The organism is Paenibacillus sp. TAF43_2 (assembly GCF_052113545.1).
In the GTDB taxonomy this organism is placed as follows: Bacteria; Bacillota; Bacilli; order Paenibacillales; family Paenibacillaceae; genus Pristimantibacillus.
The window spans coordinates 1-24616 of record NZ_JBFRDK010000176.1; the positions used below are offsets into that span (position 1 = coordinate 1).

General features: G+C 41.7%; 28 protein-coding genes, 8 tRNA genes and 1 pseudogene. 32 read left to right on the forward strand and 5 right to left on the reverse strand.

Annotated features, from left to right (window positions below; genetic code table 11):
• The 15 genes from rfbF to AB4Z17_RS26875 all read left to right on the forward strand — a co-directional run.
• Nucleotides 1-686: glucose-1-phosphate cytidylyltransferase (gene rfbF / locus AB4Z17_RS26805; RefSeq protein WP_441963201.1), on the forward strand; the 686-nt coding region annotated here is incomplete at its 5' end.
• A complete protein-coding gene (gene rfbG / locus AB4Z17_RS26810; RefSeq protein ID WP_441908607.1) occupies nucleotides 683-1756 on the forward strand; it encodes a CDP-glucose 4,6-dehydratase in 1074 nt (357 codons plus the stop codon). The genes rfbF and rfbG, both read left to right, overlap by 4 nt.
• Before the next feature lie 39 nt (nucleotides 1757-1795).
• Nucleotides 1796-3571 carry a thiamine pyrophosphate-binding protein gene (locus tag AB4Z17_RS26815; protein ID WP_441908409.1) on the forward strand — a complete coding sequence of 592 codons (1776 nt, stop codon included), beginning with the start codon at nucleotides 1796-1798 and terminating at the stop codon, nucleotides 3569-3571.
• Nucleotides 3571-4539, forward strand: a complete 969-nt coding sequence (locus AB4Z17_RS26820) for a hypothetical protein (RefSeq protein WP_441908408.1) — start codon at nucleotides 3571-3573, stop codon at nucleotides 4537-4539. Before AB4Z17_RS26815 ends, AB4Z17_RS26820 begins: the two co-directional genes overlap by 1 nt.
• Nucleotides 4536-5543, forward strand: coding sequence for a glycosyltransferase family 2 protein (locus AB4Z17_RS26825; protein ID WP_441908407.1), 1008 nt, complete (start codon nucleotides 4536-4538; stop codon nucleotides 5541-5543). Before AB4Z17_RS26820 ends, AB4Z17_RS26825 begins: the two co-directional genes overlap by 4 nt.
• 92 nt (nucleotides 5544-5635) lie before the next feature.
• A complete protein-coding gene (locus tag AB4Z17_RS26830; protein WP_441963203.1) occupies nucleotides 5636-6379 on the forward strand; it encodes a sugar phosphate nucleotidyltransferase in 744 nt (247 codons plus the stop codon).
• Between the two features lie 16 nt (nucleotides 6380-6395).
• The gene (gene rfbC / locus AB4Z17_RS26835) at nucleotides 6396-6953 is read left to right on the forward strand and encodes a dTDP-4-dehydrorhamnose 3,5-epimerase (RefSeq protein WP_441963205.1); all 558 of its coding nucleotides are present in this window, start codon (nucleotides 6396-6398) and stop codon (nucleotides 6951-6953) included.
• A 9-nt stretch (nucleotides 6954-6962) separates the two neighbouring features.
• Entirely contained in the window at nucleotides 6963-7985 is a 1023-nt protein-coding gene (rfbB, locus tag AB4Z17_RS26840) for a dTDP-glucose 4,6-dehydratase (RefSeq protein ID WP_441963207.1), read from the forward strand.
• A 1-nt stretch (nucleotide 7986) separates the two neighbouring features.
• On the forward strand, nucleotides 7987-8835 hold the full coding sequence (rfbD, locus tag AB4Z17_RS26845; RefSeq protein WP_441963209.1) for a dTDP-4-dehydrorhamnose reductase: 849 nt from the start codon (nucleotides 7987-7989) through the stop codon (nucleotides 8833-8835).
• 8 nt (nucleotides 8836-8843) lie between these two features.
• The gene (locus AB4Z17_RS26850; protein WP_441963211.1) at nucleotides 8844-9782 is read left to right on the forward strand and encodes a glycosyltransferase family 2 protein; all 939 of its coding nucleotides are present in this window, start codon (nucleotides 8844-8846) and stop codon (nucleotides 9780-9782) included.
• Between the two features lie 100 nt (nucleotides 9783-9882).
• The gene (locus AB4Z17_RS26855) at nucleotides 9883-11289 is read left to right on the forward strand and encodes an undecaprenyl-phosphate glucose phosphotransferase (RefSeq protein ID WP_441963213.1); all 1407 of its coding nucleotides are present in this window, start codon (nucleotides 9883-9885) and stop codon (nucleotides 11287-11289) included.
• Nucleotides 11279-12250, forward strand: a complete 972-nt coding sequence (locus AB4Z17_RS26860) for a glycosyltransferase family 2 protein (protein WP_441963215.1) — start codon at nucleotides 11279-11281, stop codon at nucleotides 12248-12250. Before AB4Z17_RS26855 ends, AB4Z17_RS26860 begins: the two co-directional genes overlap by 11 nt.
• 40 nt (nucleotides 12251-12290) lie before the next feature.
• Complete coding sequence (gene cls / locus AB4Z17_RS26865) at nucleotides 12291-13661, forward strand: cardiolipin synthase (protein WP_441963222.1); 1371 nt, start codon at nucleotides 12291-12293, stop codon at nucleotides 13659-13661.
• 130 nt (nucleotides 13662-13791) lie between these two features.
• Nucleotides 13792-13974, forward strand: a complete 183-nt coding sequence (locus AB4Z17_RS26870) for a hypothetical protein (RefSeq protein ID WP_076271822.1) — start codon at nucleotides 13792-13794, stop codon at nucleotides 13972-13974.
• 41 nt (nucleotides 13975-14015) lie between these two features.
• Nucleotides 14016-14198, forward strand: coding sequence for an H-type small acid-soluble spore protein (locus AB4Z17_RS26875; protein ID WP_339204576.1), 183 nt, complete (start codon nucleotides 14016-14018; stop codon nucleotides 14196-14198).
• 94 nt (nucleotides 14199-14292) lie between these two features.
• On the opposite strand, the gene AB4Z17_RS26880 is transcribed toward AB4Z17_RS26875, so the two are convergent.
• Nucleotides 14293-14604, reverse strand: coding sequence for a dehydrogenase (locus AB4Z17_RS26880; RefSeq protein ID WP_441908398.1), 312 nt, complete (start codon nucleotides 14602-14604; stop codon nucleotides 14293-14295).
• 75 nt (nucleotides 14605-14679) lie between these two features.
• Nucleotides 14680-15126 carry a cupredoxin domain-containing protein gene (locus tag AB4Z17_RS26885; RefSeq protein WP_339204574.1) on the reverse strand — a complete coding sequence of 149 codons (447 nt, stop codon included), beginning with the start codon at nucleotides 15124-15126 and terminating at the stop codon, nucleotides 14680-14682.
• Nucleotides 15127-15293: 167 nt separating this feature from the next.
• Between AB4Z17_RS26885 and AB4Z17_RS26890 the strand changes: the two genes are divergently transcribed.
• From AB4Z17_RS26890 to AB4Z17_RS26915, 6 genes are all read left to right on the forward strand, one after another.
• Nucleotides 15294-15902, forward strand: a complete 609-nt coding sequence (locus tag AB4Z17_RS26890) for a DedA family protein (RefSeq protein ID WP_441963216.1) — start codon at nucleotides 15294-15296, stop codon at nucleotides 15900-15902.
• A gap of 64 nt (nucleotides 15903-15966) precedes the next feature.
• Nucleotides 15967-16533 carry a thioredoxin family protein gene (locus AB4Z17_RS26895; protein WP_441908397.1) on the forward strand — a complete coding sequence of 189 codons (567 nt, stop codon included), beginning with the start codon at nucleotides 15967-15969 and terminating at the stop codon, nucleotides 16531-16533.
• Between the two features lie 18 nt (nucleotides 16534-16551).
• Entirely contained in the window at nucleotides 16552-17205 is a 654-nt protein-coding gene (locus tag AB4Z17_RS26900; protein ID WP_441963223.1) for an MBL fold metallo-hydrolase, read from the forward strand.
• 23 nt (nucleotides 17206-17228) lie between these two features.
• Nucleotides 17229-19487, forward strand: coding sequence for a Tex family protein (locus tag AB4Z17_RS26905; protein WP_441963218.1), 2259 nt, complete (start codon nucleotides 17229-17231; stop codon nucleotides 19485-19487).
• Between the two features lie 103 nt (nucleotides 19488-19590).
• Nucleotides 19591-20037 (forward strand): RrF2 family transcriptional regulator, encoded by a 447-nt coding sequence (locus AB4Z17_RS26910; protein WP_339204571.1) that lies wholly within the window; start codon nucleotides 19591-19593, stop codon nucleotides 20035-20037.
• A 178-nt stretch (nucleotides 20038-20215) separates the two neighbouring features.
• On the forward strand, nucleotides 20216-20887 hold the full coding sequence (locus AB4Z17_RS26915) for a nitroreductase family protein (RefSeq protein WP_441963219.1): 672 nt from the start codon (nucleotides 20216-20218) through the stop codon (nucleotides 20885-20887).
• 185 nt (nucleotides 20888-21072) lie between these two features.
• Here the strand turns inward: AB4Z17_RS26915 and cmpA are convergent, their stop codons facing one another.
• Entirely contained in the window at nucleotides 21073-21225 is a 153-nt protein-coding gene (gene cmpA / locus AB4Z17_RS26920) for a cortex morphogenetic protein CmpA (protein WP_144376923.1), read from the reverse strand.
• 80 nt (nucleotides 21226-21305) lie between these two features.
• Complete coding sequence (locus AB4Z17_RS26925; protein ID WP_441963221.1) at nucleotides 21306-21668, reverse strand: hydrolase/acyltransferase; 363 nt, start codon at nucleotides 21666-21668, stop codon at nucleotides 21306-21308.
• Nucleotides 21669-21799: 131 nt separating this feature from the next.
• Between AB4Z17_RS26925 and AB4Z17_RS26930 the strand changes: the two genes are divergently transcribed.
• The 11 genes from AB4Z17_RS26930 to AB4Z17_RS26980 all read left to right on the forward strand — a co-directional run bounded on the left by AB4Z17_RS26930 (nucleotide 21800) and on the right by AB4Z17_RS26980 (nucleotide 24272).
• Nucleotides 21800-22279 carry a SprT family protein gene (locus AB4Z17_RS26930; RefSeq protein ID WP_441876414.1) on the forward strand — a complete coding sequence of 160 codons (480 nt, stop codon included), beginning with the start codon at nucleotides 21800-21802 and terminating at the stop codon, nucleotides 22277-22279.
• Between the two features lie 27 nt (nucleotides 22280-22306).
• Nucleotides 22307-22382, forward strand: a tRNA-Asn gene (locus AB4Z17_RS26935).
• Nucleotides 22383-22387: 5 nt separating this feature from the next.
• Nucleotides 22388-22478, forward strand: a tRNA-Ser gene (locus AB4Z17_RS26940).
• A gap of 105 nt (nucleotides 22479-22583) precedes the next feature.
• Nucleotides 22584-22658, forward strand: a tRNA-Glu gene (locus tag AB4Z17_RS26945).
• A gap of 56 nt (nucleotides 22659-22714) precedes the next feature.
• Nucleotides 22715-22790: transfer RNA gene (locus tag AB4Z17_RS26950), tRNA-Lys, on the forward strand.
• A 49-nt stretch (nucleotides 22791-22839) separates the two neighbouring features.
• A tRNA-Leu gene (locus tag AB4Z17_RS26955) sits at nucleotides 22840-22924 on the forward strand.
• Between the two features lie 180 nt (nucleotides 22925-23104).
• Nucleotides 23105-23422 (forward strand): hypothetical protein, encoded by a 318-nt coding sequence (locus AB4Z17_RS26960; RefSeq protein ID WP_076267429.1) that lies wholly within the window; start codon nucleotides 23105-23107, stop codon nucleotides 23420-23422.
• 111 nt (nucleotides 23423-23533) lie between these two features.
• Nucleotides 23534-23608 (forward strand) — tRNA-Glu (locus AB4Z17_RS26965).
• A 49-nt stretch (nucleotides 23609-23657) separates the two neighbouring features.
• Nucleotides 23658-23733: transfer RNA gene (locus AB4Z17_RS26970), tRNA-Lys, on the forward strand.
• A gap of 49 nt (nucleotides 23734-23782) precedes the next feature.
• Nucleotides 23783-23867: transfer RNA gene (locus AB4Z17_RS26975), tRNA-Leu, on the forward strand.
• Nucleotides 23868-24032: 165 nt separating this feature from the next.
• Nucleotides 24033-24272 (forward strand): helix-turn-helix domain-containing protein, encoded by a 240-nt coding sequence (locus AB4Z17_RS26980; RefSeq protein ID WP_441908391.1) that lies wholly within the window; start codon nucleotides 24033-24035, stop codon nucleotides 24270-24272.
• Nucleotides 24273-24324: 52 nt separating this feature from the next.
• On the opposite strand, the pseudogene AB4Z17_RS26985 reads toward AB4Z17_RS26980, so the two are convergent.
• A pseudogene (locus tag AB4Z17_RS26985) lies at nucleotides 24325-24616 on the reverse strand (50S ribosomal protein L25); the annotation flags it as partial.

Here is a 24616-nt window from a genome sequence, read left to right on the forward strand (position 1 = left end):
GACCTATTCTATGGCACATCATGAAAACATACTCATCATTTGGATTTAATGATTTTATTATTTGTTTAGGGTATAAAGGGTTTTATATAAAGGAATACTTTGCTCATTATTTTTTACATGAATCGGATGTGACTTTTGATTTTACTGGTGATAATCAAGCAGTTATTCATCACCATTCGGCTGAACCATGGAAAGTTACTTTGGTCAATACGGGCATAAACACGATGACTGGTGGACGAGTGAAAAGGATCGCAAGATATGTGAATAATGAACCTTTTATGCTTACATATGGAGATGGTGTTTCTAATGTTAATATTAATGAGCTTTTATATTTTCACAAGTCGCATGGAAGATTAGCAACAGTAACATCTGTTCAGCCTAGCGGAAGATTTGGTGCGCTTGAATTAGAAGAAGGTAATGAGGTCAAAGGCTTTCAAGAGAAGCCTAAAGGTGATGGTTCTTGGATAAATGCAGGTTTCTTTGTAATGCAACCTGAGGTTTTTGATTATATCGAGAATGACGAGACAATACTGGAGAAAGAACCATTAGAGCAATTGGCCAGAAATGGTGAACTTTACTCTTATAAACATAATGGTTTTTGGCAGCCAATGGACACGTTACGAGATAAGAATCATCTAGAAGACTTATGGAATACAGGTGATGCTCCGTGGAAAGTTTGGGAATGATGAGTACATTTTGGAACGGGAAACGAGTATTTATAACTGGTCACACTGGTTTTAAAGGAAGCTGGCTAGCGATGTGGTTACAGCATTTGGGAGCAGAAGTGACTGGTTATTCACTTTTAGCTCCTACTGAACCCTCTTTGTTCAATGAATGCAAAATTGAAACAAAAATTCATGCATCAATCATTGGTGATATAAGAGATTTTCAGTCACTACATAAAGCAATGGTTAGCTCAAGTCCTGAAATAGTCATTCATATGGCTGCTCAACCATTAGTGAGATATTCATATGAAGAACCAGTCGAGACTTATTCCGTCAATGTAATGGGAACAGTTAATTTATTAGAAGCTGTCCGACTAACAGGGAATGTCAAAGCTGTTGTAAATGTTACAACTGATAAATGTTATGAAAATAAGGAATGGCAATGGGGATATAGAGAAGTTGATGTATTAGGAGGATACGATCCTTATTCTAATAGCAAAGCTTGTTCAGAATTAGTAACCGCTTCGTATAGAGACTCTTTTTTTAACAAAAATAGATTTGCTGATCATGGGGTTGCTATAGCATCAGCTAGAGCAGGTAATGTAATTGGAGGTGGGGATTGGGCTAAAGATCGTCTTATTCCTGATTGTATTAACTCCTTATTAGCAGAAAAAGATATAGTTATAAGAAATCCATCTGCAATTAGACCGTGGCAGCATGTATTAGAGCCACTTAGTGGTTATATGAAGTTAGCGCAAAGACTTTATGAAGAAGGTACAACTTACGCAGAATCATGGAACTTTGGTCCAAATGATTCAGATGCTAAGCCTGTAAGTTGGATTGTTGAGCGGATGTGTGATAAATGGGGAGGAGATACTTCTTTTATTTTAGATACCGCTAATAATCACCATGAAGCACATTATTTAAAATTAGATTGTTCTAAAGCACATTCACAATTAGAGTGGAAGCCAAGATGGTCACTTGATTATACAATAGATAAAATAATAGAGTGGACACTCGCATATAGAGACCAAAAGGATATGTATGATTTTTCAATTAAACAAATTGTTGAGTACGTGCAATCAAAGTAATGTAATCTGAATAATTAACTTGTAGATTGGAGTTGTACTATGAAGCTTTCAGATTATGTAATTGATTTTGTTAAACAACAGGGTGTTTCACATGTATTTGAATTTATAGGTGGTGCGATTGCTCATTTACTAGATTCTGTAGCAAAGAGAGATGATATGGAATGTATCTCTGTCCGTCATGAACAAGCAGGTGCATTTGCTGCAGAAGCATACGCGCGACTGAATGGGAAATTAGGTGTTGCAATGGCCACAAGTGGCCCTGGAGCATTAAATCTTGTAACAGGGATCGGCAGTTGTTATTTTGATTCCGTTCCTTGTCTGTTTATTACTGGTCAAGTAAATACATACGAATATAAATTTGATAAGCCCGTGAGACAGATAGGATTTCAAGAAACGGATATTGTTAGTGTGGTAGATTCTTTAACTAAATACTCAGAAATGGTTATTGATCCCAAAAAAATTAGATTTCATCTTGAAAAAGCTGTATTTATTGCTCAGACAGGACGGCCAGGACCCGTTCTTTTGGATATTCCAATGAATCTTCAAAGAGATAATATTGAGCCAGATCATTTAGAAAGTTTTTATGATAGTCAAGAATATTTTGAAATGATTAAGGAACAACAAACAGCTGTTGTAGATGATAATCAATTAAATAATGTGCTTTCACTTATAAGCCAATCAAAGAGACCAGTTGTATTGGTAGGTGGTGGAATAAGAATAGCGGGTGCTCAAGACTCTTTAAGACAATTTATCAATAAGACAGGTATTCCTGTTGTATCCTCCTTAATGGGACTAGACTCCATTCCGCATACGCATGAATCATTTTTTGGCTTAATAGGTTCTTATGGAAATCGTTATAGCAACCTAACGTTAGCGAATTGCGATTTACTCATCATATTAGGGTCTAGATTAGATACGCGACAAACAGGAACAAGACCAGATACTTTTGGGAGAGCTGCAATAAAAATTCATGTAGATATTGATGCTCTAGAACTAAATGCAAAAGTGGCGGTAGATGTTGCAATTCATTCAAATGTGAAAGATTTTCTTGTAAAGCTTAATGAAAAAATTGAAAATAACTATTCTTTAGATCTTCAGGATTGGTATCAAGTAATTAATAATTATAGAAAAAAATACCCTACTAGAGGAAAAGTGAATCCAGGACAAATAGATCCCAATGAGTTTATTGAGGAATTATCAGTTTTATCTAATGAAGGCGATGTAATATGTCTTGATGTAGGTCAACATCAAATGTGGGCCTCACAATCCTTTAAAATAAAAGAAAATCAGCGACTGCTTAATTCAGGTGGAATGGGAGCAATGGGTTTTGCGTTGCCAGCAGCTATAGGAGCTGCATTATCCACTGGCCAACGTGCAATTGTCATTGCTGGCGATGGTGGAATTCAATTGAATATTCAAGAGCTTGATACAATTGTAAGATATGGTTTACCTATCAAAATATTTGTTATGAATAATAATTGTTTAGGAATGGTAAGACAGTTCCAGGATCTCTATTTTGAAGGACGGAAGCAATCCACTGTTTATACTGCTCCTAGATTAAATGATATCGCTATGGCTTATGATGTGCCTGCTTACAATATTACAAATAGTAGAGAAGTGACGGATGTTCTTAAGCAAGTATTGGAAAGCGAGGGACCATCTTTCGTCAATGTAACTCTGATTCAGGATACTGCTGTTAATCCTAAATTAGTAGTAAATAGACCAATTGAAGACATGTCACCACATTTAGAACGCAAAGAATTAAAGGATATTATGTTAATTGATCTTGTAGAAGAAATGGAAGTTCCAAAATAATGGCTGATAACTTAACTGAATTGCAAAATAAGTCTATAGCTATATTAGGTGCAACAAGTCACATTGCAAAAAATATAATTTTTGAATTGGCTGCAAATAATCAATATAATTTGCTGCTTTATGCAAGGTCATTTGAAAATATGAAATCATACATAACTGATATCTCACAAGATCGCAATCCACTAATTAAATGTTTTTCCTTGAATGAATTTGGATATCACTATTATGATGTTGTTATTAATTGTATTGGAATAGGTGATCCTGGAAAATTGAAAGAAGATTATCATCAAATATTCCATATAACCGAGTACTACGACAATTTAGTGATAGACTATCTGAATAATAAATCAAGACAGACATTATATATTAATTTAAGTAGCGGGGCAGCTTATGGAACAGAATTTAGTGAACCAGCAGGTTACAATACTAAGGTAAACATACAAGTAAATAATTTAAAACAACAAAATTACTATGGTGTCGCTAAATTAAATGCAGAGGCGAAGCATAGATCGTTAGAGAATTTCAATATTGTCGATCTGAGAGTTTTTAGTTTTTTTAGTAGATTCATTAATCTCAATTCGAAATTTTTGATCACAGAAATGATTAATTCAATTAGGCAAAATAAAATATTTGATACTGGATTAAATGATATTATACGAGATTATGTTTCTCCAAAAGACTTCTGCAACCTAATAAATTTATGTATTGCAAAATCAATTGTTAATACCGCTTACGATGTGTATAGTCTTGCGCCAGTTTCTAAATTTGAGCTGATAGAGTTTTTTCATAATGAATTTTCTATGCAATATAGAATAATTGAAACTTCTATTGAAAACAATTCTACCGGTCAAAAATCAATTTACTTTTCTGAAAATAAGCTAGCTGAAGAAATAGATTATTATCCTTCCTCAACTTCCTTAGAAAGTATTATGGAAGAAGCAAGTAAAATAATATACACTAACGGGTGATAAATTTGAAGTTTATTAGTATAGTGACGCCTTGCTACAATGAGGAAGCTAATGTTGAAGAAGTATACGCTCAGGTAAAGAGTGTATTTGATACATTAAGTGGATATGTGTACGAGCATATATTTATTGATAATGCATCAAAAGATAATACATTGAAAATTTTAAAACAAATGGCCCAACAAGATAGCAATGTAAAAGTAATTGCGAATGCAAGGAATTTTGGGCATATTAGATCCCCTTATCATGCACTTCTACAGTCAAGAGGCGATGCGTCAATCTTACTTGTTGCAGATCTTCAAGACCCACCAACAATGATAAAGGACTTTATTCAAAAGTGGGAAGAAGGATATAAAGTTGTACTTGGTGTAAAGGCACAAAGTGAAGAATCAGCACTTATGTTTGCTATTCGGAAAATGTACTACAATTTTATAAATAGAGTATCTGAAATTGAATTAACGAAGAATAACACTGGTTTTGGTTTATATGATGCTAAAGTTATTGAAATATTACGTGGAATAGATGATCCATATCCTTATTTCAGAGGATTAATTTCAGACATTGGATTTGAAAGCTACAAGATAGAATATATACAGCCTTCTAGAAAAAGAGGAGTAACAGCAAATAATTTTTATACATTATACGATATGGCTATGCTTGGCATTACTAATCATTCTAAAATACCATTAAGAATGGCTGCCATGGTTGGTTTCTTAATGTCTGCGTTCAGTTTTATAGTTGCAATTATTTATTTTTTAGCAAAGCTTTTATTTTGGAATTCATTCTCTGTAGGAACTGCTCCCCTTGTTATCGGACTATTTTTATTTAGCTCAGTACAGTTGTTTTTCATTGGAATCATAGGCGAGTATATAGGTTCAATTCATACACAGGTTTTGAAAAGGCCGCATGTGATAGAGAAGGAAAGAATTAATTTTGATAAATATCCTAATCATATCAATGAGGAAGAAGTTGAACTAGAAGTAAAGAAAATATATTATTCTGCATAAATATGTATTTTAAAAAAGATAAAAAAACTGTCATTTTATTGCTTATTTATGGATTGAATACATAAGAGTATTTTCTGATTGGAGATTATAGTATGAAAGGAATCATTCTAGCAGGTGGAACTGGTTCACGCCTATTTCCCTTGACGAAAGTAACAAACAAGCACTTACTTCCAGTGGGACGTTACCCTATGATCTTCCACGCAATAGCTAAGTTGAAAGAAGCAGCTATTGAAGACATACTTATAGTAACAGGGAAAGAACATATGGGTGATGTTGTGAATCTTTTAGGGAGTGGTAAAGAGTTTGGGCTTTCTTTTACATATAAGGTTCAGGATGAAGCAGGTGGGATAGCTCAGGCGTTAGGTATGGCAGAACGATTCGTCAACAACGATCGAATGGTTGTCATTTTAGGTGATAATGTCTTTAGTAATTCAATCGTATCATTTGTTGAAGGTTTTGAAGAACAGCAGTCCGGAGCAAAAATTCTCATACAAGAGGTGCCAGATCCACAGCGGTATGGTGTGCCGGAGCTTGCAGGAGAAAAGATTGTATCGATTGAAGAGAAACCCAAGAGTCCTAAAAGTAATTATGCCGTAACCGGTATTTATATGTATGACAATCGTGTATTTGATATTATTCGTTCCTTAAAACCTTCGAGCCGGGGAGAATTAGAGATTACTGATGTTAACAATGCCTATATCACTTCCAATGAGTTGTCATATGATGTATTAAGTAACTGGTGGACGGACGCAGGGACTCATGCATCATATAGCAAGGCGAACGAACTTTCAAAGGACCTCATTTACGGTGACGAATTTGGAAGATTCAAATTGTAATAGGTGGTGATTGATATTGATAGTAAGAGAGACTAATCTTCCTGGAGTGAATTTGCTAGAACCCGCAGTATTTGGTGATCATCGTGGCTTCTTTATGGAGAGCTATAATGCTAGAACATTTGCTGATCTTGGGCTTAATTATGATTTTATACAAGATAATCATTCCCTTTCAGTAGAATTGCATGTTCTTAGAGGTATGCATTATCAGCTTGGACCAAAGGCACAAACAAAGCTTGTTAGAGTTTCTGCGGGTAGGATCTATGATGTTGTCATCGATATAAGACAGGGATCACCTACTTTTGGACAATGGCAAGGCTTTGAATTATCTGCAGACAATAAACTTCAACTTTTGGTTCCACAAGGATTCGCTCATGGTTTTTGTACGCTAACTCACAATTGTGAAGTTCAATACAAAGTTGATTCCCTTTATTCCCCAGCCCACGACCGAGGCATCGCTTGGAATGATCCGGCGCTAGCAATCGACTGGCCGACATCTACTCCGATTTTATCGGATAAGGATGGCAAGCATCCGGTGCTTGCCGATGCGGAAATCAACTTTGTATATGAAGGGTGAGTTAGACTCGTGAAATTACTAGTTACCGGCGGTGCCGGCTTTATAGGCAGCAATTTTGTATTGTTTATGATTAAGAACTATCCAAATTATGAAATCATTAATGTTGATGCGCTAACATACGCGGGCAACCTTGAAAACCTGCGATCGATTGAGCAGCATTCAAACTATTCATTCGTGAAAGCAGATATTGCTAAACGTTCAGAATTGGAGCCGTTATTCCAACAAGGTATCGACGCTGTTATTAACTTTGCAGCAGAATCTCATGTGGATCGCAGCATTTTGCATCCGGAGATTTTCGTACAGACAAACATTCTTGGTACTCAGACGCTGCTTGATCTTACAAAGCAATATAACGTAACTAAATTCGTTCAAGTTTCTACGGATGAAGTGTACGGAACGCTGGGTGAGACGGGGCTTTTCACGGAAGATACGCCGATTGCGCCAAACAGTCCATATTCAGCGAGCAAGGCTGGGGCGGATCTGCTTGTCAGAGCTTATCATGAGACATTTGGGCTAAACGTTAACATAACACGCTGCTCTAATAACTATGGTCCATATCAGTTCCCCGAGAAGCTTATTCCATTGATGATTCAGAATGCGCTTCAAGATAAGCCGCTTCCTGTATACGGGGATGGCCTCAATGTCCGTGATTGGCTTTATGTAGAGGATCACTGCAGCGCAATAGATCTAGTACTGCATAAAGGCGTTAATGGTGAAGTTTACAACGTTGGTGGACGTAACGAGCGGAACAATCTGCAGGTTGTTCGAACGATCCTTGAAGAGCTTGGCAAGCCGGAGTCGCTGATCTCCTACGTGAAGGACCGTCTTGGTYATGATCGCAGATATGCAATTGATGCTGACAAAATCCGAAATGAATTAGGCTGGCAACCGAAATTTAACTATGAGGACGGAATCAAGGAAACGATTCGTTGGTACCTTAGCAATACAGAGTGGATGGAGCAGGTTGCATCCGGCTCTTATCAACAATATTATGACACCCAGTACAAAGATCGCCTGGAGGCGAAAGAATAAAATGTCTACTTTAAAGATCGTAGTTACTGGCGCGAATGGGCAGCTTGGCCGAGAATTGTCACAGTGGACGACGGATACGGCTGAAATTATTGGATTAAGCCGTAGCGAGCTTGATATTACGAGTCTCCCAGCCTGCCGAAATTTATTTGCACTGCATCGTCCTGATGTGGTCATACACTGTGCTGCTTATACTGCTGTAGATAAAGCCGAGTCCGAGCCGGACGAGGCTTTTCGTGTGAATGCAGCTGCAACACGCAATGTTGCGGTAGCTGCTCGTGAGATCGGTGCAAAGCTTTGTTATATAAGCACCGATTATGTTTTTGATGGGAGCAGCACTGTTCCTTACAATGAATATGATCAGATTAATCCTCAAACGGTATATGGTAAATCGAAATATGCTGGCGAACAAGCCGTTCAGACACTTCATGATCGCTTCTATATTGTTCGGACCTCATGGGTGTACGGGAAGTACGGCAATAACTTTGTTAAGACGATGCTGAAAATGGCTGGAGAGCGAGATAAGCTTAAAGTAGTTGCAGATCAAATCGGATCGCCTACCTACACCTATGATCTTGCAGTTTTTTTGCTAGAGCTAGTGCAAACTGATTATTATGGTATTTACCATGCATCTAATAGCGGTGTCTGCTCTTGGTTTGAATTCGCAAATGCTATATTTGAAGACAGCGGAACGACTATTCTTGTTGAGCCTTGTACGACAGCAGAATTTCCGCGGCCTGCGCCAAGACCCGCATTTTCGGTTATGGATCATACCGCTATCCGCAGTAATGGGCTTAATATGCTGCGGCCGTGGAGAGAAGCGCTTAACCACTATCTCAAAGACAGTGAGTGATATATGCAATGCCAACAGTAAGCGTTTGTATAGTAACTTATAACAGTGCAAAAGACATTCAGAACTGTTTGCAAGCTGTTTTAAAACAAAGCTTCCCTGTTGAACGCATTGTCGTCATCGACAATGCGTCAACCGATGGAACGGCTGATCAAGTGAAGCCTTTTGGAGAGCATGTCCATTTCATAACGAACACGATCAATAATGGGTTTGCCGGCGGCCAAAACCAGGCTATACGTGAAACATCCACCGATTATGTTCTTGTGTTGAATCCGGATGTTACGCTAGACCCGAATTATTTAAAAGAAATTATTGGTTTTATGGAACAAAAGCCGGAGGTTGGAAGTGCAACCGGACGGCTTGTTTTTGCGTCTAATATAGAAGTAATGGATAGCGCAGGACTTGGAATGAAACGAACTCGAAATGCATATGATCTAGCCGCAGGCGACCAAGCAGCGGACTGGAGTAGAACAAGAGCCGTATTTGGCGTATCTGGTGCAGCAGCGGTATATCGAAAGGCTATGATTCGTGATATCGAATATGATGGCGAATTTTTTGATGAACGCTTTTTTGCCTATAAGGAAGACGTAGATGTAGCATGGCGAGCGCAGAAGCTTGGCTGGACCTCATATTACATACCTGAAGCAAACGCAGTACACCATCGAGGCTGGAAAAAGGGAAGCAGGAGCAGCGTTCCGCTGTTTGTTCGTCAGCATTCCTATCAGAACCGTTTTTTCACCCTTATAAAAAATGAACCTATCGGTTGGCACTCTCTATTAATAGGGCCGTTGATCCTAGCAACGGAAGCGGTGAAGCTTGGTTATATTATTTTACGTGAGCCAGGATTGTTGCGCTGTTGGTCAACTATTTTCAAATCGCTTCCAAGCATGCTTCAAAAACGTAAATGGATTCAGGAAAAGGCAGTTCATAAACGACATAATAAACATTAAATTAATTTTAAATGGGAAAATATGGGGTTCTCCTCTTATCCTATTTTTGGTACAATGCAGATAGAGTCGAAATTTGAGAGAATGCGGGTGAACACGGCGAATGCTAAGGCAAAACCAACGGTTTTTGACGCAATTATATATGCTGGCGGATTTATCCTGCACATTGGTCGTCTTTATGGCCGCGTATTGGCTTAAATTTTATAGCGGTCTGCTGCCAAGCTTTAACTCGGTAGCGTTCTCTACTTATTTACTATGGGGAACGATTTATTCCTTTTCAGCAGTGCTGATCGGTTTTTACTTCCAGTTTTATTCGCCCAAACGACGCAAAAATTATTCCTACGAAGTGCTTCGTATTTTACAGATTCAAACAATCAGCTTTTTAGGTTTACTTAGCTTGTTCTTCTTTACCCGTGAAGTACATATCTCTCGTGAATTTCTAGCCATTTTCTTTTTCATGAATTTTATCGCCATTGCGTCATACCGATATTGGGTCAAATCGATCCTCGCTTCATTTCGTCGTAAAGGCTTTAATAAACGTTTTGTACTTATCGTTGGGGCTGGTTCCGTGGGACGCAGTTTCTATACGAATCTGCAGCAGCACCCGGATCTTGGTTATGAGGTAGTCGGCTTTTTGGATGATTATCAAGATGAGCATGCGCCTGAGCATCAGTATATGAAGCCGATTATCGGTAGGCTAGATGCTCTGAAGCAAAAGCTGGATATGATGCCTATTGATGAAGTCATCATTGCACTGCCGCTTGAAGCGCATGCAAAGTATGCGGAAATTATTGAAATGTGTGAACGAACGGGCRTGAAGACGCTAATTATTCCTGACTTCTTTGATTTGCTGCCGGCTCGGCCATTTTTTGATAATTTTGCAGGCATCCCACTTATTAATGTAAGGGATATTCCACTCGATGAGCTGAGCAATCGAATATTAAAGCGCTGGTTTGATATCGCCTTCTCATTAGTTGCAATTCTTATAACGTCTCCAATCATGTTGTTCGCTATCATAGGGCTTAAGCTGACATCGCCTGGACCGGTATTGTTTAAGCAGGAGCGGATGGGACTCGATCGCAAAACGTTCCATATGTTTAAATTCCGCTCGATGCGTGTATCAACGGATAAAGTATCAGATACACAGTGGACGGTAGAGAACGATCCAAGGCGCACCAAGTTTGGCAGCTTCCTTCGTCGCACGAGTCTGGATGAGCTGCCGCAGTTTTTTAATGTTCTGCTCGGCCATATGAGCGTGGTTGGCCCGCGGCCAGAACGTCCCTATTTCGTGAATCAGTTCAAAGAGGAAATTCCAAAATATATGGTTAAGCATCAGATTAGACCTGGGATAACAGGCTGGGCACAAACCAATGGCTTAAGAGGCGACACTTCCATACAAGACCGTATTATGTTTGATATTTTTTATATTGAAAACTGGACTTTTTTCTTTGATATCAAAATTATTTTCAAAACGGTACTGAAGGGCTTGATTAACAAAAATGCTTACTAACAGCAATTCAGCATGCCGAGTATCGATTATTATTCCTACATTGAATGCAGGGCCAGAGCTGGAAGAGCTATTAGAGCGATTGAAGCATCAGTCGCTTCCTCCATATGAAATCATCATTATGGATTCCTGCTCGGACGACGGAACGCAGGAGCGAGCGCTCAAGGCTGGCGCCCAAGTGATGCGCGTTGAACGTCGTGACTTCGATCACGGTGGTACGCGCAACGTTGCAGCGATGCAAGCGCGTGGCGATATTTTGCTATTTATGACGCAGGATGCACTCCCTTGCAACGATAAGCTTATTGAAGAGCTGACTCGCCCACTTTTATCTGGAAATAATGTGGCGTATGCCTATGCAAGGCAGCTGCCGAGACCAGAAGCTAATGTGCTGGAAAGACTGGCAAGGGAACATAACTATCCGGCACAGTCGCAATTGAAAGCTTATGAGGATATTGAGCAGCTTGGGATAAAAACATTTTTTTGCTCCAACGTATGCTCAGCGATTTGGCGTGAGACGTTTGAGACGATGGGACGGTTTCAGGAGCCTGTCATCTTTAATGAGGACTTGTTTATGGCTGCCAAATGCATATTGACTGGCTATAAGGTTGCTTACTGCGCAGAGGCTCTTGTTTTTCATTCGCATGACTATTCGATAAAGCAGCAATTCAAGCGTTACTTCGATAATGGAATATCTATGCGATGCAATACATGGATCACGCCTTACAGCGCGGTTGGCAAGGCAGGCTCAAAGCTCGTTAAGCTGCAGCTGAATGAGCTCAATCGAACCGGCAAATGGCATCTGATTCCCAAGCTGATCGCTGAATCCGCAGCTAAGCTGATCGGCTATAAGCTAGGCATGAATTATCGCCTTTTACCGCAGTTTGTAACTAGAAGGCTTAGCATGCACCGCCTTATCCTTACTCATATTGAAAATAATAATGCTGGCGTGACAATGAAGCAATAATCCAATTATCAGATTTAATCATTAATCTGCAATACTTCAAATTCTAAAGCTCGTCCGATTAGCATTTAATCGGCGGGCTTTTTTTCATCTTATAATTACATTTATGTTCCCGTTCATAGGCTTTATAGCCTATATCATGCTTGGGAAAGATTTTGTCAGACGCAGGCGTATGGAACGATTTAAGCAGGAGACTATACGCTATGCGAATCAATTATCCCAGCAGGTTACAGAGGCAGCGGATATGGAAAATGAGCAGGTTGAGACACAAAAGAAACTGTTTGCCATGCTTACTGGCTTAGCTCCGTTTCCAATTACCCGTAATAATGAAGCATTCGTTCTGAATAACGGTGATGATACATACGAGGAGATATTGAGAGAGCTGAGGCGAGCGACCCATCATATACATATGGATTATTACATGATTAGAGATGATGAAATTGGAAAACGTTTTTTGCAGGTGTTAACGAGTAAGGCGAGAGAAGGAGTCGAGGTCCGAATCGTATATGATGGGATAGGAAGCCTGCATTTAAGTGATAAGTATATCGAAGAGCTTCACCTTGCAGGAGTTCGGACAAGCTGCTTTTTACCGCCGCGCATCGCCTTTTTTGACAGAAAATTAAATTATCGCAATCATCGCAAAATCGTTGTAGTAGATGGGACCGTAGGTTTTATCGGAGGTATCAATATCGGTGATGAATACTTAGGAAAGGATCCGAAGCTGGGCTTCTGGCGGGATACTCATTTGCGTCTGAAAGGGGACTCCGTATATTACCTGCAGGAGCTGTTCATGAACGACTGGGCTTTCGCGGCAAAAGAAGAGCTGGATGGTAAAGCGTATATGACGCCGCATCATTGCCTAGGAAATGAAAGGGTGCTGATGGTCTCAAGTAAACCGGGACAGCATGCTCATAAGATTGACGAGGTCATGTTTGCAGCGATCACAGCGGCTTTGACTAGGATATATATAACGACACCTTATTTTATACCAGATTCCAGCCTGCTTATGGGTCTCAGAACTGCTGCACTCAGCGGGGTAGATGTGAGGTTGATTATACCGGGCATTGCGGACTCCAAGCTTGTGCTGCTTGCCACGCTATCCTATATGCAAGAGATGCTGGATGCGGGAGTGAAGGTTTATCGTTATGAGAAAGGATTTATTCACTCGAAGGTGATGATTGTAGATCACATGCTGGCCACAGTTGGAACAGCAAATGTTGATATGCGCAGCTTGCTAAGCAATTTTGAACTGAACGCAGTGCTTTTTGACGAAGGGACGATTAAGAAGCTGGAAACGGATTTTATGGAGGATTTAAAGCATAGCCGAGAATTAGATCAAAAGACCTTTAAGAATCGACCGAATCGACAAAAGGCAGCAGAAGCATTACTGCGTATGTTATCGCCTCTATTGTGAACGATGCATGCTTGACTGCGTTTTCGGGCATATTTTTCGAAGGTGGATAAACCATGTTATTACCGCCGCGAATGCGAAATCAGGCCTAAACGGTATACGTATTCGCCAAAACAAATGGGAGGGTATAACTATGACAGATACTAACGACGAGCAAAAACAAGAGGCGGCAGATCCGAAGCATGAGGGTCGAGAGGATTATTTTATGGATATCGACAGGATGGTTAATGAAGGATTGGGCGGCGGCAATGTAACGCTGCAAAACGGCCTTATTGACGAATCAACAACAGATACGATGGAACGTGAATCCAGATAGCAATTGTTCAATGCATTTATAAAAAAGGAGGGGTAGGCAGTATGGACGTAGCACGCGCGAAGCAAATATACGAATCTGAACAGACAGTTAAAGTTCATCTGGATGAGGATTCGGTCTGGATTGAAAATGTCGACGAGGCGAATGGGATGGCAACCGTTATGGTCGGCAACAATCCTGTGAACACAAAGACGGTATCCTGTGACCGATTGAAGGAAGAAGGTTAATCGTTACAAGCTAAGCAACAAGCAGCTGCACAGAAAAAGAGGCAATCCCAATAATAAAGGGGAAAGCCTCTTTTTTGTTTATCCAATAACCATCTTAACCGCCAAAAGCTTCTCTAAACGCGATACAAAGCTGGTTGCGATCGACTTCCCATAACTCGGCAATTTCAGCGCTGACATTCTCTTCCCACCAGTCGCATTGGATCTTCCGATTATCTTTATTTTCGTGAACCCAGATCAGGTTGACAATAACCTTTTTAAAATAAAGTTTTTCAGCTTGCTCCATTTTCTCTTTGGACACCCAAACTTTCATGCGCTTCACGGTGCGGTATAGCTCGTTGCTGCAGGCTCTGCGAATTTTACGCGCAGTCGGTAAGCCGGCTGTATGTTTTGGCGCGTTAGCTTTCATTATAGACCGACTCCTCTCTACCCCATATGTATGCGCCCGGGGAGAAGGAGGTCACTCGTTACAGCTGTTTGCCTGCTAATCTACTGTGATATAACCAACCATTGGTCCGCCGTGGCGCATATCAGTATGGGTCAAGCATAAAATAGGATAAGTCCCCTCTTTTTTGGCAGTGAATCGTACAACCGTCGTTTTGCCTTTTAGTACTTCTCCCTTTATGTCAAGGCCTTCAATGACAAAGGGATGGCTTGCCCCGCTTACACCGCTAATATGCAGCTCAGTTAGTTCATCCTTTTGGACAACAATTTGACCCGGATCCCAGCGATACATTTCATGCTCTTTGCCGTCAGCGGTTTGTGACTTGTATTCAACCGTAACAATCTGGAAAATTCGCGGCTCTGACGGTTGTCCATCTACCTCTTTTGATCTGTCCCAGCTTAAGTAAACGCCGGTGAATACGATAAGGACTGCAACTACAATAAACAGTTGAATTTGTCGTTTACTTACAATAAAGACCTTTGACATGAAACGCTCACCTCATCCATTCGTATCATTTAAGGCTAGTCTATGCAGGGGCTTGTCAGCACATGACAAAAGTGGAAGGTTGTCTGTATCGTATGTTAGAATAGCTTCAGCACAGTAAAAGCAAGCGAGAGCCATATTTTATGCAGGAAGGCGGATTGAGAACAGGAATGGATTTTATTCATGAAGTATTGGACAATGTATTGCAATGGGTAGAGAGTCTAGGGTACTTTGGCATTTTGATCGGACTATTAATTGAAGTTATACCAAGTGAAATTGTGCTCGGCTTTGGAGGTTATCTCGTATACAAAGGGGATATTTCCTTCTGGGGGGCAGTGTTGTTTGGTACGTTAGGTGCAATTGGACAAAACTGGATTTTATATTGGATTGGCAGATATGGCGGACGGCCAATCGTCGAGAAATACGGTAAATATATAAAGATCAAACAAAAACATGTAGATATTTCTGAAAATTGGTTTAACAAGTATGGCGTAGGCATCGTGTTTACTGCACGTTTTGTGCCGGTAATGAGACAGGTTATTTCAATTCCAGCCGGTATGGCAAGGATGAATTTTGGATTATTTACATTGCTGACTRCACTTGCATCTCTGCCTTGGTCTATATTGTTTATTTATCTGGGCAAATCGCTTGGCGAGAACTGGGATAAAATCGATGAGAAAGCTGCGCCTTATGTACAGCCTGCTATTCTTATCGCAATTGCACTCCTTATTATTTATGTCCTTTTCAAATTTGTACGCTCACGCCGCAAATCGGTATAATAGAACAGTCAACCTTGCATTTTTTCTGATAAGCAACCATTAAATAGACGAAAGAGGGATTCATATGAGCCAAAGCATTGCAGATAAACTGGGCAAAGGGATTAGCCCGCAGCAATTTATTGACGGCATGACCAAAAATAAAGAGCAGTTTTTGGATTGGTCGGAAAAATTCGCTTGGACCGATGAGAGCGACAAGGAATATTTTGATTCGCTTAACAATCGTGACGATCTTCGTGTATTGATCCTGATGGCTGATTGGTGTGGCGATGTTGTACGCAACATTCCTGTTGTATTCAAAGCGCTAGAGAACAGCGGCGTGCCGATTGACGTGCTCATTATGGAAGAGCATCTCGACACGATGGATCAATTTTTGACGCTTGGCGGCCGTTCTGTACCTGTCGTTATTGTTGCGGATACAGGCGGAGCAGTGCTAGGCAAGTGGGGACCGCGTCCTACTCATGTTCAGGAAGCTATGCTCGCGTTCAAAAAAGAAAATCCAGATCGTGAAGCAGCCGACTATCAAGAGAAGCTGGCGATTACAAGACAGGAAATTGGCCGTCGATATGGAGAAGGAACTGAATATCAATCCGTTATTGTGAAAGAGCTCCGTACTTTGTTGGAGTCATTTTAAACGAATATGAGTGAGAATATGAAGATTGAAACTTTTACATTAGGTCCCCTGCAAACGAATGCTTATCTCATCACGGTGAAGGAGCCAGAAACGGTAAGTGGTGAAGAGGGGGAGGAACGCGGCATCGTGATTGATCCAGGAATGAATCCGCGCAAGCTGATCGAGCGCCTTAAAGGTGTAAGGGTGGAAGCAATTTTATTGACTCACGCTCATTTCGATCATATGGGCGGCGTGGATGAAGTGCGAAAGCTCGCTGACTGTCCTGTGTACATCCATGACTTGGAGGCAGACTGGCTTACGGATCCGCGTAAAAATGGTTCAATGAGATGGCAGGATGTAACGCCTCCGCTCTCAACGGACCCCGCTGAATTTGCGCTCGCGGAAGGTCAAACCTTATCGCTGCTTGGATTATCTTTCCGAGTCATGCATACACCGGGGCATTCTCCAGGCAGCGTAAGCTTCCTGCATGGCAACCATCTGTTTTCAGGCGATGTGCTCTTCAAAATGTCAGTTGGCCGAACGGACCTGCCGGGCGGACGTGAACGTGATTTATATGACTCCATTCGCTTGAAGCTGTACAAACTAAACCCAGAAGTCATTGTATATCCAGGACATGGCGGACGTACGACGATTGGTTTTGAAATGGYGAACAACCCATATACGGGTGCATGAAGCATGAGGAAGGGGCATGACGTTTGGCGGATACGAAGGTACAGCATTTTACAGATGAGGTAGAAGAGAATGCGGGAAAATCGAAATTGACAGTGGAACAGAAAGCTGCCGAAAGTCAGCGAATCATTACTGGAATAGCTGCACAGTTATCGATCCCGGTAACAAAAGTGAAATCTGCAGTTGGCTTGCTCGATGAGGGCAACACCATTCCATTTATCGCGCGTTATCGCAAAGAGATGACGGGTGAGCTGGATGAGAATGATCTAAGAGCAATCGAAGAGAAGCTGCAATATATGCGGAACTTGGAAGAGCGCAAACGCGAGGTCATTCGTCTAATTGATGAGCAAGGTAAGTTGACTGAAGAGCTGCACGCTTCGATAACCCAATCGGTTAAGCTGCAAGAGATAGAAGATCTATACCGGCCATATCGGCAAAAGCGGAAGACTCGTGCGAGCGTCGCGAAGGAAAGAGGGCTGGAGCCGCTGTCAGAATGGCTGTGGTCACAGCCGCGCAGCGGTGATCCGCTTGTTGAAGCTGCCCGTTATGTGAACGAGGAAAAAGGTGTGCCGACCGCTCAGGATGCTTTAAATGGAGCTTCGGACATCATTGCCGAAAATATTGCCGATGATGCATCTATTCGCGCTTGGGTTCRCAAATTCACATTTGATCAAGCGCTAATCAAGACAGAAGCAAAAAATGCTGCTGAGGAAACGGTATACGAAATGTATTACAGCTATCAGGAGCCGGTTCGGAAGCTTCCTCCACATCGTGTTCTTGCGATTAATCGTGCTGAACGCGAGGATGTGCTGCGTGTTGCCTTTGATGTTCCTACGGAACGCATTCATGAGCATATCCAGAGAAAGCTGCTTAGAAACGGGACTGCGCAATCTGTACGCGATGTGCTTGTATCGGTCATTGAAGACTCGTATAAGCGTCTTATCTCGCCATCCATTGAGCGTGAGGTTCGTGGCGAGCTGACTGAAAAGGCAGAGGAGCATGCCATTTCCATTTTCTCTGAAAATTTGCGCAATCTGCTGCTTCAGCCGCCCGTTCGCGGCAATATCGTGCTCGGAGTTGATCCGGCATTCCGTACCGGGTGCAAACTAGCAGTTATTGATGATATTGGCAAGCTGCTGGAGGTCGCGGTATCCTATCCAACTCCTCCGAACAACAAAGTGGCTGAAGCTGAGAAGCTTATCAATGGATTAATTGATAAATACAAAGTAGAATTGATCGTCATAGGCAATGGAACAGCCTCGCGTGAGACGGAGCAATTTATTGCTGACTTAATAGGCAAGCGCAAAGCGGCCGGAGCGGGCGGCGCTGAGCTTAAGTACATAATTGTCAACGAAGCAGGCGCAAGCGTTTATTCGGCCTCTAAGCTCGCTCAGGAGGAGTTTCCGGCGCTAGACGTCGCTGAGCGCAGCGCAGTGTCGATTGCCCGCAGATTGCAAGACCCGCTTGCAGAGCTCGTCAAAATCGAGCCTAAAGCAATCGGAGTTGGACAATATCAGCATGACGTTAGTCAGAAGCGCCTTGATGAGACGCTTGGCGGTGTAGTTGAATCAGCGGTTAACCATGTTGGCGTCGATGTGAACACAGCATCAGCGTCCTTGTTATCCTATGTGGCGGGCATTAATGCTACCATCGCTAAAAATATCGTGAAATACCGTGACGAAAACGGACGCTTCATTAAACGAAACCAGCTGCAGAAGGTACCGCGTCTTGGCGCAAAATCTTATGAGCAATGTATTGGTTTCTTGAGAATTTCTGAACCAGTCAATCCTCTTGACAGCACGCCGATTCATCCGGAATCTTATGAGGTTGTAGACAAGCTGTTTAGTGAGATGGGCCTTAGCCTTAAGCAGTTAGGCTCAGAGGAGCTAAGAACAAAGCTTGCCGAGCTAGACGCAGATCGTATCGCGCCAACACTTGGCGTGGGCGTACCTACTTTGCGGGACATCATGGATAGCTTGCTTCGTCCGGGTCGCGACCCGCGTGAAGAGCTTCCTCCTCCGATTTTCCATACGGATGTACTCAATATCGAGGATCTGGCTCCAGGCATGGAACTTCACGGGACAGTGCGCAATGTCATCGATTTTGGTGCGTTTGTCGATATCGGCATCAAAAATGATGGGCTCGTTCATATTTCGCAGCTCAGCGATAAATTCGTTAAACGTCCGATGGATGTTGTATCTGTCGGTGATACGGTTACAGTATGGGTGCTTAGTGTCGATTCGAAAAAAGGCCGAGTAAGCTTGACGATGCGCAAGCCTAACTAACGGTTTCCATATATAAAGGGCTTGCCTGTTAGGAGGCAAGCCCTTTATAATTTAACAAGTGCATGGGCATCGCCTACTACCCTACAAAAGGAGTGAGATGACTATGAAGACAGAAAAGGCAAGCGGCTCGACCCATTCAAAATGGTTTGGACTCGCTTTGCAGGCACTCGTTATTTTATCGCACAAATCAGAATGTTATCCAAGTGCGGCTATTGCCGGCTGCTTGAACTCGGAAGCAACACAATTGCGGAAAGTACTGGCTAAGCTGGCTGCAGGGCAATTGATTGAAACAAGAGAAGGCCGCGATGGAGGTTATAGGCTGAAACGCCCTCCAGAGGCGATATCGCTCGCTGAGGTGTACATTGCTCTCAAAGTAGGAGAACCTCTCTGCAGCGGCATGCTGGATACAATCAGCTTGCATGATGCTGGATTGAATATGAAATCAGCATTCATGGATATTGCAAATGAGATTGAACAAAATACGATCGAAACACTGCAGCAGTTTACAATTGCGCAGCTTGCTCAAAAAACATTGCCTAATTCTTCTTAAAAAGTAATTAAATTTACTAAAGTTAGTCGATTGACAAAAGTATCGGCACGACCTATACTGTGTATATAAATGATACAGTTTATCTTTCATTAACTGTGCCCTGCGAAGCACAGTATATTCGCGAGATTAACTGAGTAGAATCTTGCACAGATAAAAATTTTCCTTTGGAGGGAACCATATGACAACAATTCAAAGCAATTCACAAGAAACTCAAACGAATGAACAATTGAATGCAACTTTCTTTGATGTTTTAAATAGCCGTCGTTCTGTACGTGAATACGACAGCAGTGCAGTAATTTCTGAGGAAGAAATCAGAGATATTCTTGCAACTGCGATCAAAGCGCCATCTTCATCGAATATGCAGCCTTGGCGTTTTCTCGTTGTAACTGATCCTGAACTGAAGCAAAAGCTGCTTCCCATCGCATTTAACCAAAAGCAGGTAGCTGCTGCATCAGCGATTGTTATTGTTCTAGCTGATTTGGAAATGTACACGTTGTCCGAAAAAATTTATGGATCTGCGATTGAAGCAGGTTTCATGACTGAAGAAGTGGGCAACAACTTTATTGAGAATTCTACGAAAATGTACTCAGCTTTGCCAGCAGAGCGCTTGAAAGAAATCGTTGTATTTGACACAGGCCTAGTGGCGATGCAGCTTATGCTGACAGCTCGTGCTAAAGGGTATGATTCCGTTCCTATGGGCGGATATAACCGTGATCAAGTGATGGAACTGTTTAATATTTCGGATCGTTATTTGCCGACATTGATGCTTCCAATCGGCAAAGCAGCAGTAGAAGGCCGTGAAACGACTCGTCTATCGGTTGATGATGTTACATTTTTTAATAAATTTTAATATATCGATAACCAAACAATAACAAAAAAAGCGACCCTCAGATAATGGGGGTCGCTTTTGTTATTCTAACGATAAGTAATTAGGAGTTCGCCATTGCATTCTGCTTTGATTCACCGTTTAAACGAGCTAATCCCTTAAAAGTATGGCAGCAGCCGTATACGGTTATGTGGTTGGGCAGTGATTCATTACTGAAATTCGGTGAATTCGGTTCCGGTGCCATCTTCCTTTGAACCTTGTTTGTTGCGGTAAAAATACCAGCAGTCATTAAGCAGCTTAATTTGTCTGCGGTCTTTCTTTTGAAATGCACGCATCATTTGATTGCACAGCCACTGTGGCATACCTATCGTTCTCCTTCCCCAGGCCTAACTTGTTGTAATATTACAATATGGGGAAGGGCGTGTGTCCGTGCAGGTCCTACCTATATACTCTGTTCTTCTTCATACTCTTCGTACCACTGTTCAAGCTGAGCTTGAAGGGCGCGAATTTCTGTTAGAAGCGAAATAAGCGGATAGGACTTCTCTTGTACGCTGGCAAAATCCTTCTCAAGGCTGTTGATGTAATCCAGGCCTGAGATGATTTTAATGGAAGTATCATGAAGCTCAACATCGTTGCACTCTGCTACAGCATAAGGCAATACTGGAACATGCTCTGCCGTTAGCTTGTCAATTTCTTTATGAAGCCGGAGGTTAAGCGCGCTTAGCTGATAAGCGTGCGATTCAGGCATTTCCACGAAAAAGATGATGTCATTTTGTTTCAATAGGACGTAGCGCATAGTTGCCATAATAATTATTGATCTCCCCTTTAGTTTGTTACCGTACATATACTGTAAATTTTCTGCACATTTAATAATTCCTACTTGACAGTGTAGCCTATGCCAGCTTTAAAATTCAAGTAGTTGGGGGAGAATAATGAATGAATAATGAGGCGCTTCAGCAATGGGTTGAGCATATTTCGATAACCTTTTTTAATCGTCCGTTTTTACATCAAGCTACATTCAACAGCCGACTTAAAGCAACAGGAGGACGCTACTTTACAAGGTCCCATAATATTGAGATCAGTCCTCATCAGCTTTCGGCTTTCGGGCATGAAGAAACCGAGAAAATTATTAAGCATGAGCTTTGCCATTATCACTTGCATATATTGAAGCGGGGATACCAGCATCGCGATATTGAATTTAAACAGCTGCTTGCTCAAGTAGGCGGCTCACGCTATTGTCAGTCCTTGCCTGAACGCGCGCAGCGTAAGCAGCAGCCGTTTCGGTACAAGCTTGTTTGTACCAAATGCGGGATGGAGTATCTGCGCAAAAGGAAGATTGATCCGGCTAAATACGCTTGTGGAAAATGTCGCGGAAAATTAGTGTTAAAAGTGATTGACAATCAAAGTAGTACATGATATATTATTACTTGTCACTTTTACTTTTCCCTGATAGCTCAGTTGGTAGAGCACTCGACTGTTAATCGAGTTGTCACAGGTTCGAGTCCTGTTCGGGGAGCCAGATTTGGAGAGATACCCAAGTGGCTCAAGGGGACCCTCTGCTAAGGGGTTAGACTGCGTAAGTGGTGCGAGGGTTCGAATCCCTCTCTCTCCGCCACATTTTTCTCACAAGTGTTTGCAACGGGAAGACCGTTCATCCGGTCTTTTTTATTTGCCACAGTGGTTGCAGCATCGTGGAAATTTCATTTGAAGTGTTCTGTATGGCCCGTTGGTCAAGTGGTTAAGACACCTCCCTTTCACGGAGGTAACAGGGGTTCGAGTCCCCTACGGGTCACCAATTATTCACACAAAAAAATGTACTAGCTCTTCGGAGCTCGTTTACAATTACAGCGAGAGCCATTAGCTCAGTTGGTAGAGCACCTGACTTTTAATCAGGGTGTCGAAGGTTCGAGTCCTTCATGGCTCACCATTTTCTTGATTAAGAAGATGCGAGCGATGAACGTTCGACTTATAAATGTGCGGTAGTGGTGGAACGGCAGACACGCTATCTTGAGGGGGTAGTGTCCCATGRACGTGCAGGTTCAAATCCTGTCTACCGCACCATAACTTACTCTTTGCCGATGTATATAGGTGAACTTAGAAGGTGTCATTTTGCATGCACTTTTCTGATAGATGATGCCACTTTATATTCAGATCATAAATCTGACTAGAGAGTGGTTTTTTCGTTATAAGTTGCTCGAGCCGTGAAAACAGATGCATCATTAGAGATGAGGAGCTGTAAACATGAAAATAAACTTAAACTTTACGAACAAGGGACAAGCAGCGATTAGCAAATTTAACAACGAGGAATTGCTTGAGATTTTCGCACGGTACAGCAATACCTTAATGAAAAAATACTCAATCGAAGTAACTGTACCAGCAGAAGGCAATGAAGCGATTATCGAAAGAGGCAAATTATCAGTATTTGTGGACAAAATCGAATGTGACGTTGAAACCTTCTTCAAAGAATTGGGAAGAGACGTTAAGGTGCCGCTTAAGAAAAGACTTACGCCTGAAGACAAGTTAGACAATGTATTTAAGGCTGAAACGATTGAATCGTAAGGCTAAAATTATATTTTAAAAAACTTGAGAAAAAAATGCTTGAACTTCTGATGATAAGCTGATATAATCATTTTTGTTGTCTCAAGCATATTTGTTCTCTTAGTTCTAGACGGCCCGTTGGTCAAGTGGTTAAGACACCTCCCTTTCACGGAGGTAACAGGGGTTCGAGTCCCCTACGGGTCACCATTAATCCTCAAAGTGTACCAGCTCTATGGAGCTCGTTGCAATCACACGAGAGCCATTAGCTCAGTTGGTAGAGCACCTGACTTTTAATCAGGGTGTCGAAGGTTCGAGTCCTTCATGGCTCACCATTTTCTTGATCAAGAAGATGTGAGGGAAGGATCGTACAATTTACAATGTGCGGTAGTGGTGGAACGGCAGACACGCTATCTTGAGGGGGTAGTGTCCCATGGACGTGCAGGTTCAAATCCTGTCTACCGCACCAAAGTATATAAATCGTACGGCTCTAGAGATAGAGCCGTTTTTTTGTGTGTTCTAACAAAAAAGAAACCCTACTTATCGTCATATTGAAGAAATGGGAATACTAGAGGTTGGAATGGTTGATTATATAGTTAGGCCGTTATATATTTATCGAAGTGGGGGTGTACAAATGTCGGGGGTTCATAGCAATTTAAAAGAAATTATGAGAGCTAAAGATCCAAACCTATCGATTAGGCAGCTTGCCAAAGATATTGACTATCATTTTGATTCTGTTCGGAAGATGTATAAGGATGAGATGGTTCAATATCCGCGGGATCTGTTATGGAGGTTATGCAAATATTTTGATGTCAGTCCTGGACAGTTTATTGTAGTCGTTCATGACGATAAAGATAGAGATCCGGATAAATAAAAGGGAACCCTGTACATTTTGTATAGGGTTCCCTTTACTATTTATATGATAATTATGCAGAAGCGACTATTTCTTCGGCTTGTGCCTGCGAGATTTTAACTAACATATCACCAGGATCGGACAAAACTTCGATACCTTCATGGAAGGAGAGGTCAGACACTAGTAGATGATCTCCTATTTTAAGGCCGCTTATATCTACCTCGAATGCGCTGAGCAGATTGTCTGGCATGCAGCGAACCTCTACTTCGTACATCTCAACTTGAAGCATTCCGCCTTCTTTGACACCTGCTGGTTCTCCGGAGAAGTGAATCGTTACTTTCGAATCCAAACTCACATTCATATTC

What these genes read in the sequence shown, in the direction of transcription:
- rfbG (WP_441908607.1), top strand. Translation starts at nt 683, where the DNA reads ATGATGAGTACATTTTGGAACGGGAAACGAGTATTTATAACTGGTCAC.
- AB4Z17_RS26815 (WP_441908409.1), top strand. Translation starts at nt 1,796, where the DNA reads ATGAAGCTTTCAGATTATGTAATTGATTTTGTTAAACAACAGGGTGTT.
- AB4Z17_RS26820 (WP_441908408.1), top strand. Translation starts at nt 3,571, where the DNA reads ATGGCTGATAACTTAACTGAATTGCAAAATAAGTCTATAGCTATATTA.
- AB4Z17_RS26830 (WP_441963203.1), top strand. Translation starts at nt 5,636, where the DNA reads ATGAAAGGAATCATTCTAGCAGGTGGAACTGGTTCACGCCTATTTCCC.
- rfbD (WP_441963209.1), top strand. Translation starts at nt 7,987, where the DNA reads ATGTCTACTTTAAAGATCGTAGTTACTGGCGCGAATGGGCAGCTTGGC.
- AB4Z17_RS26850 (WP_441963211.1), top strand. Translation starts at nt 8,844, where the DNA reads ATGCCAACAGTAAGCGTTTGTATAGTAACTTATAACAGTGCAAAAGAC.
- AB4Z17_RS26860 (WP_441963215.1), top strand. Translation starts at nt 11,279, where the DNA reads ATGCTTACTAACAGCAATTCAGCATGCCGAGTATCGATTATTATTCCT.
- AB4Z17_RS26870 (WP_076271822.1), top strand. Translation starts at nt 13,792, where the DNA reads ATGACAGATACTAACGACGAGCAAAAACAAGAGGCGGCAGATCCGAAG.
- AB4Z17_RS26875 (WP_339204576.1), top strand. Translation starts at nt 14,016, where the DNA reads ATGGACGTAGCACGCGCGAAGCAAATATACGAATCTGAACAGACAGTT.
- AB4Z17_RS26880 (WP_441908398.1), bottom strand. Translation starts at nt 14,604, where the DNA reads ATGAAAGCTAACGCGCCAAAACATACAGCCGGCTTACCGACTGCGCGT.
- AB4Z17_RS26885 (WP_339204574.1), bottom strand. Translation starts at nt 15,126, where the DNA reads ATGTCAAAGGTCTTTATTGTAAGTAAACGACAAATTCAACTGTTTATT.
- AB4Z17_RS26895 (WP_441908397.1), top strand. Translation starts at nt 15,967, where the DNA reads ATGAGCCAAAGCATTGCAGATAAACTGGGCAAAGGGATTAGCCCGCAG.
- AB4Z17_RS26910 (WP_339204571.1), top strand. Translation starts at nt 19,591, where the DNA reads ATGAAGACAGAAAAGGCAAGCGGCTCGACCCATTCAAAATGGTTTGGA.
- AB4Z17_RS26915 (WP_441963219.1), top strand. Translation starts at nt 20,216, where the DNA reads ATGACAACAATTCAAAGCAATTCACAAGAAACTCAAACGAATGAACAA.
- cmpA (WP_144376923.1), bottom strand. Translation starts at nt 21,225, where the DNA reads ATGCCACAGTGGCTGTGCAATCAAATGATGCGTGCATTTCAAAAGAAA.
- AB4Z17_RS26925 (WP_441963221.1), bottom strand. Translation starts at nt 21,668, where the DNA reads ATGGCAACTATGCGCTACGTCCTATTGAAACAAAATGACATCATCTTT.
- AB4Z17_RS26930 (WP_441876414.1), top strand. Translation starts at nt 21,800, where the DNA reads ATGAATAATGAGGCGCTTCAGCAATGGGTTGAGCATATTTCGATAACC.
- AB4Z17_RS26960 (WP_076267429.1), top strand. Translation starts at nt 23,105, where the DNA reads ATGAAAATAAACTTAAACTTTACGAACAAGGGACAAGCAGCGATTAGC.
- AB4Z17_RS26980 (WP_441908391.1), top strand. Translation starts at nt 24,033, where the DNA reads ATGTCGGGGGTTCATAGCAATTTAAAAGAAATTATGAGAGCTAAAGAT.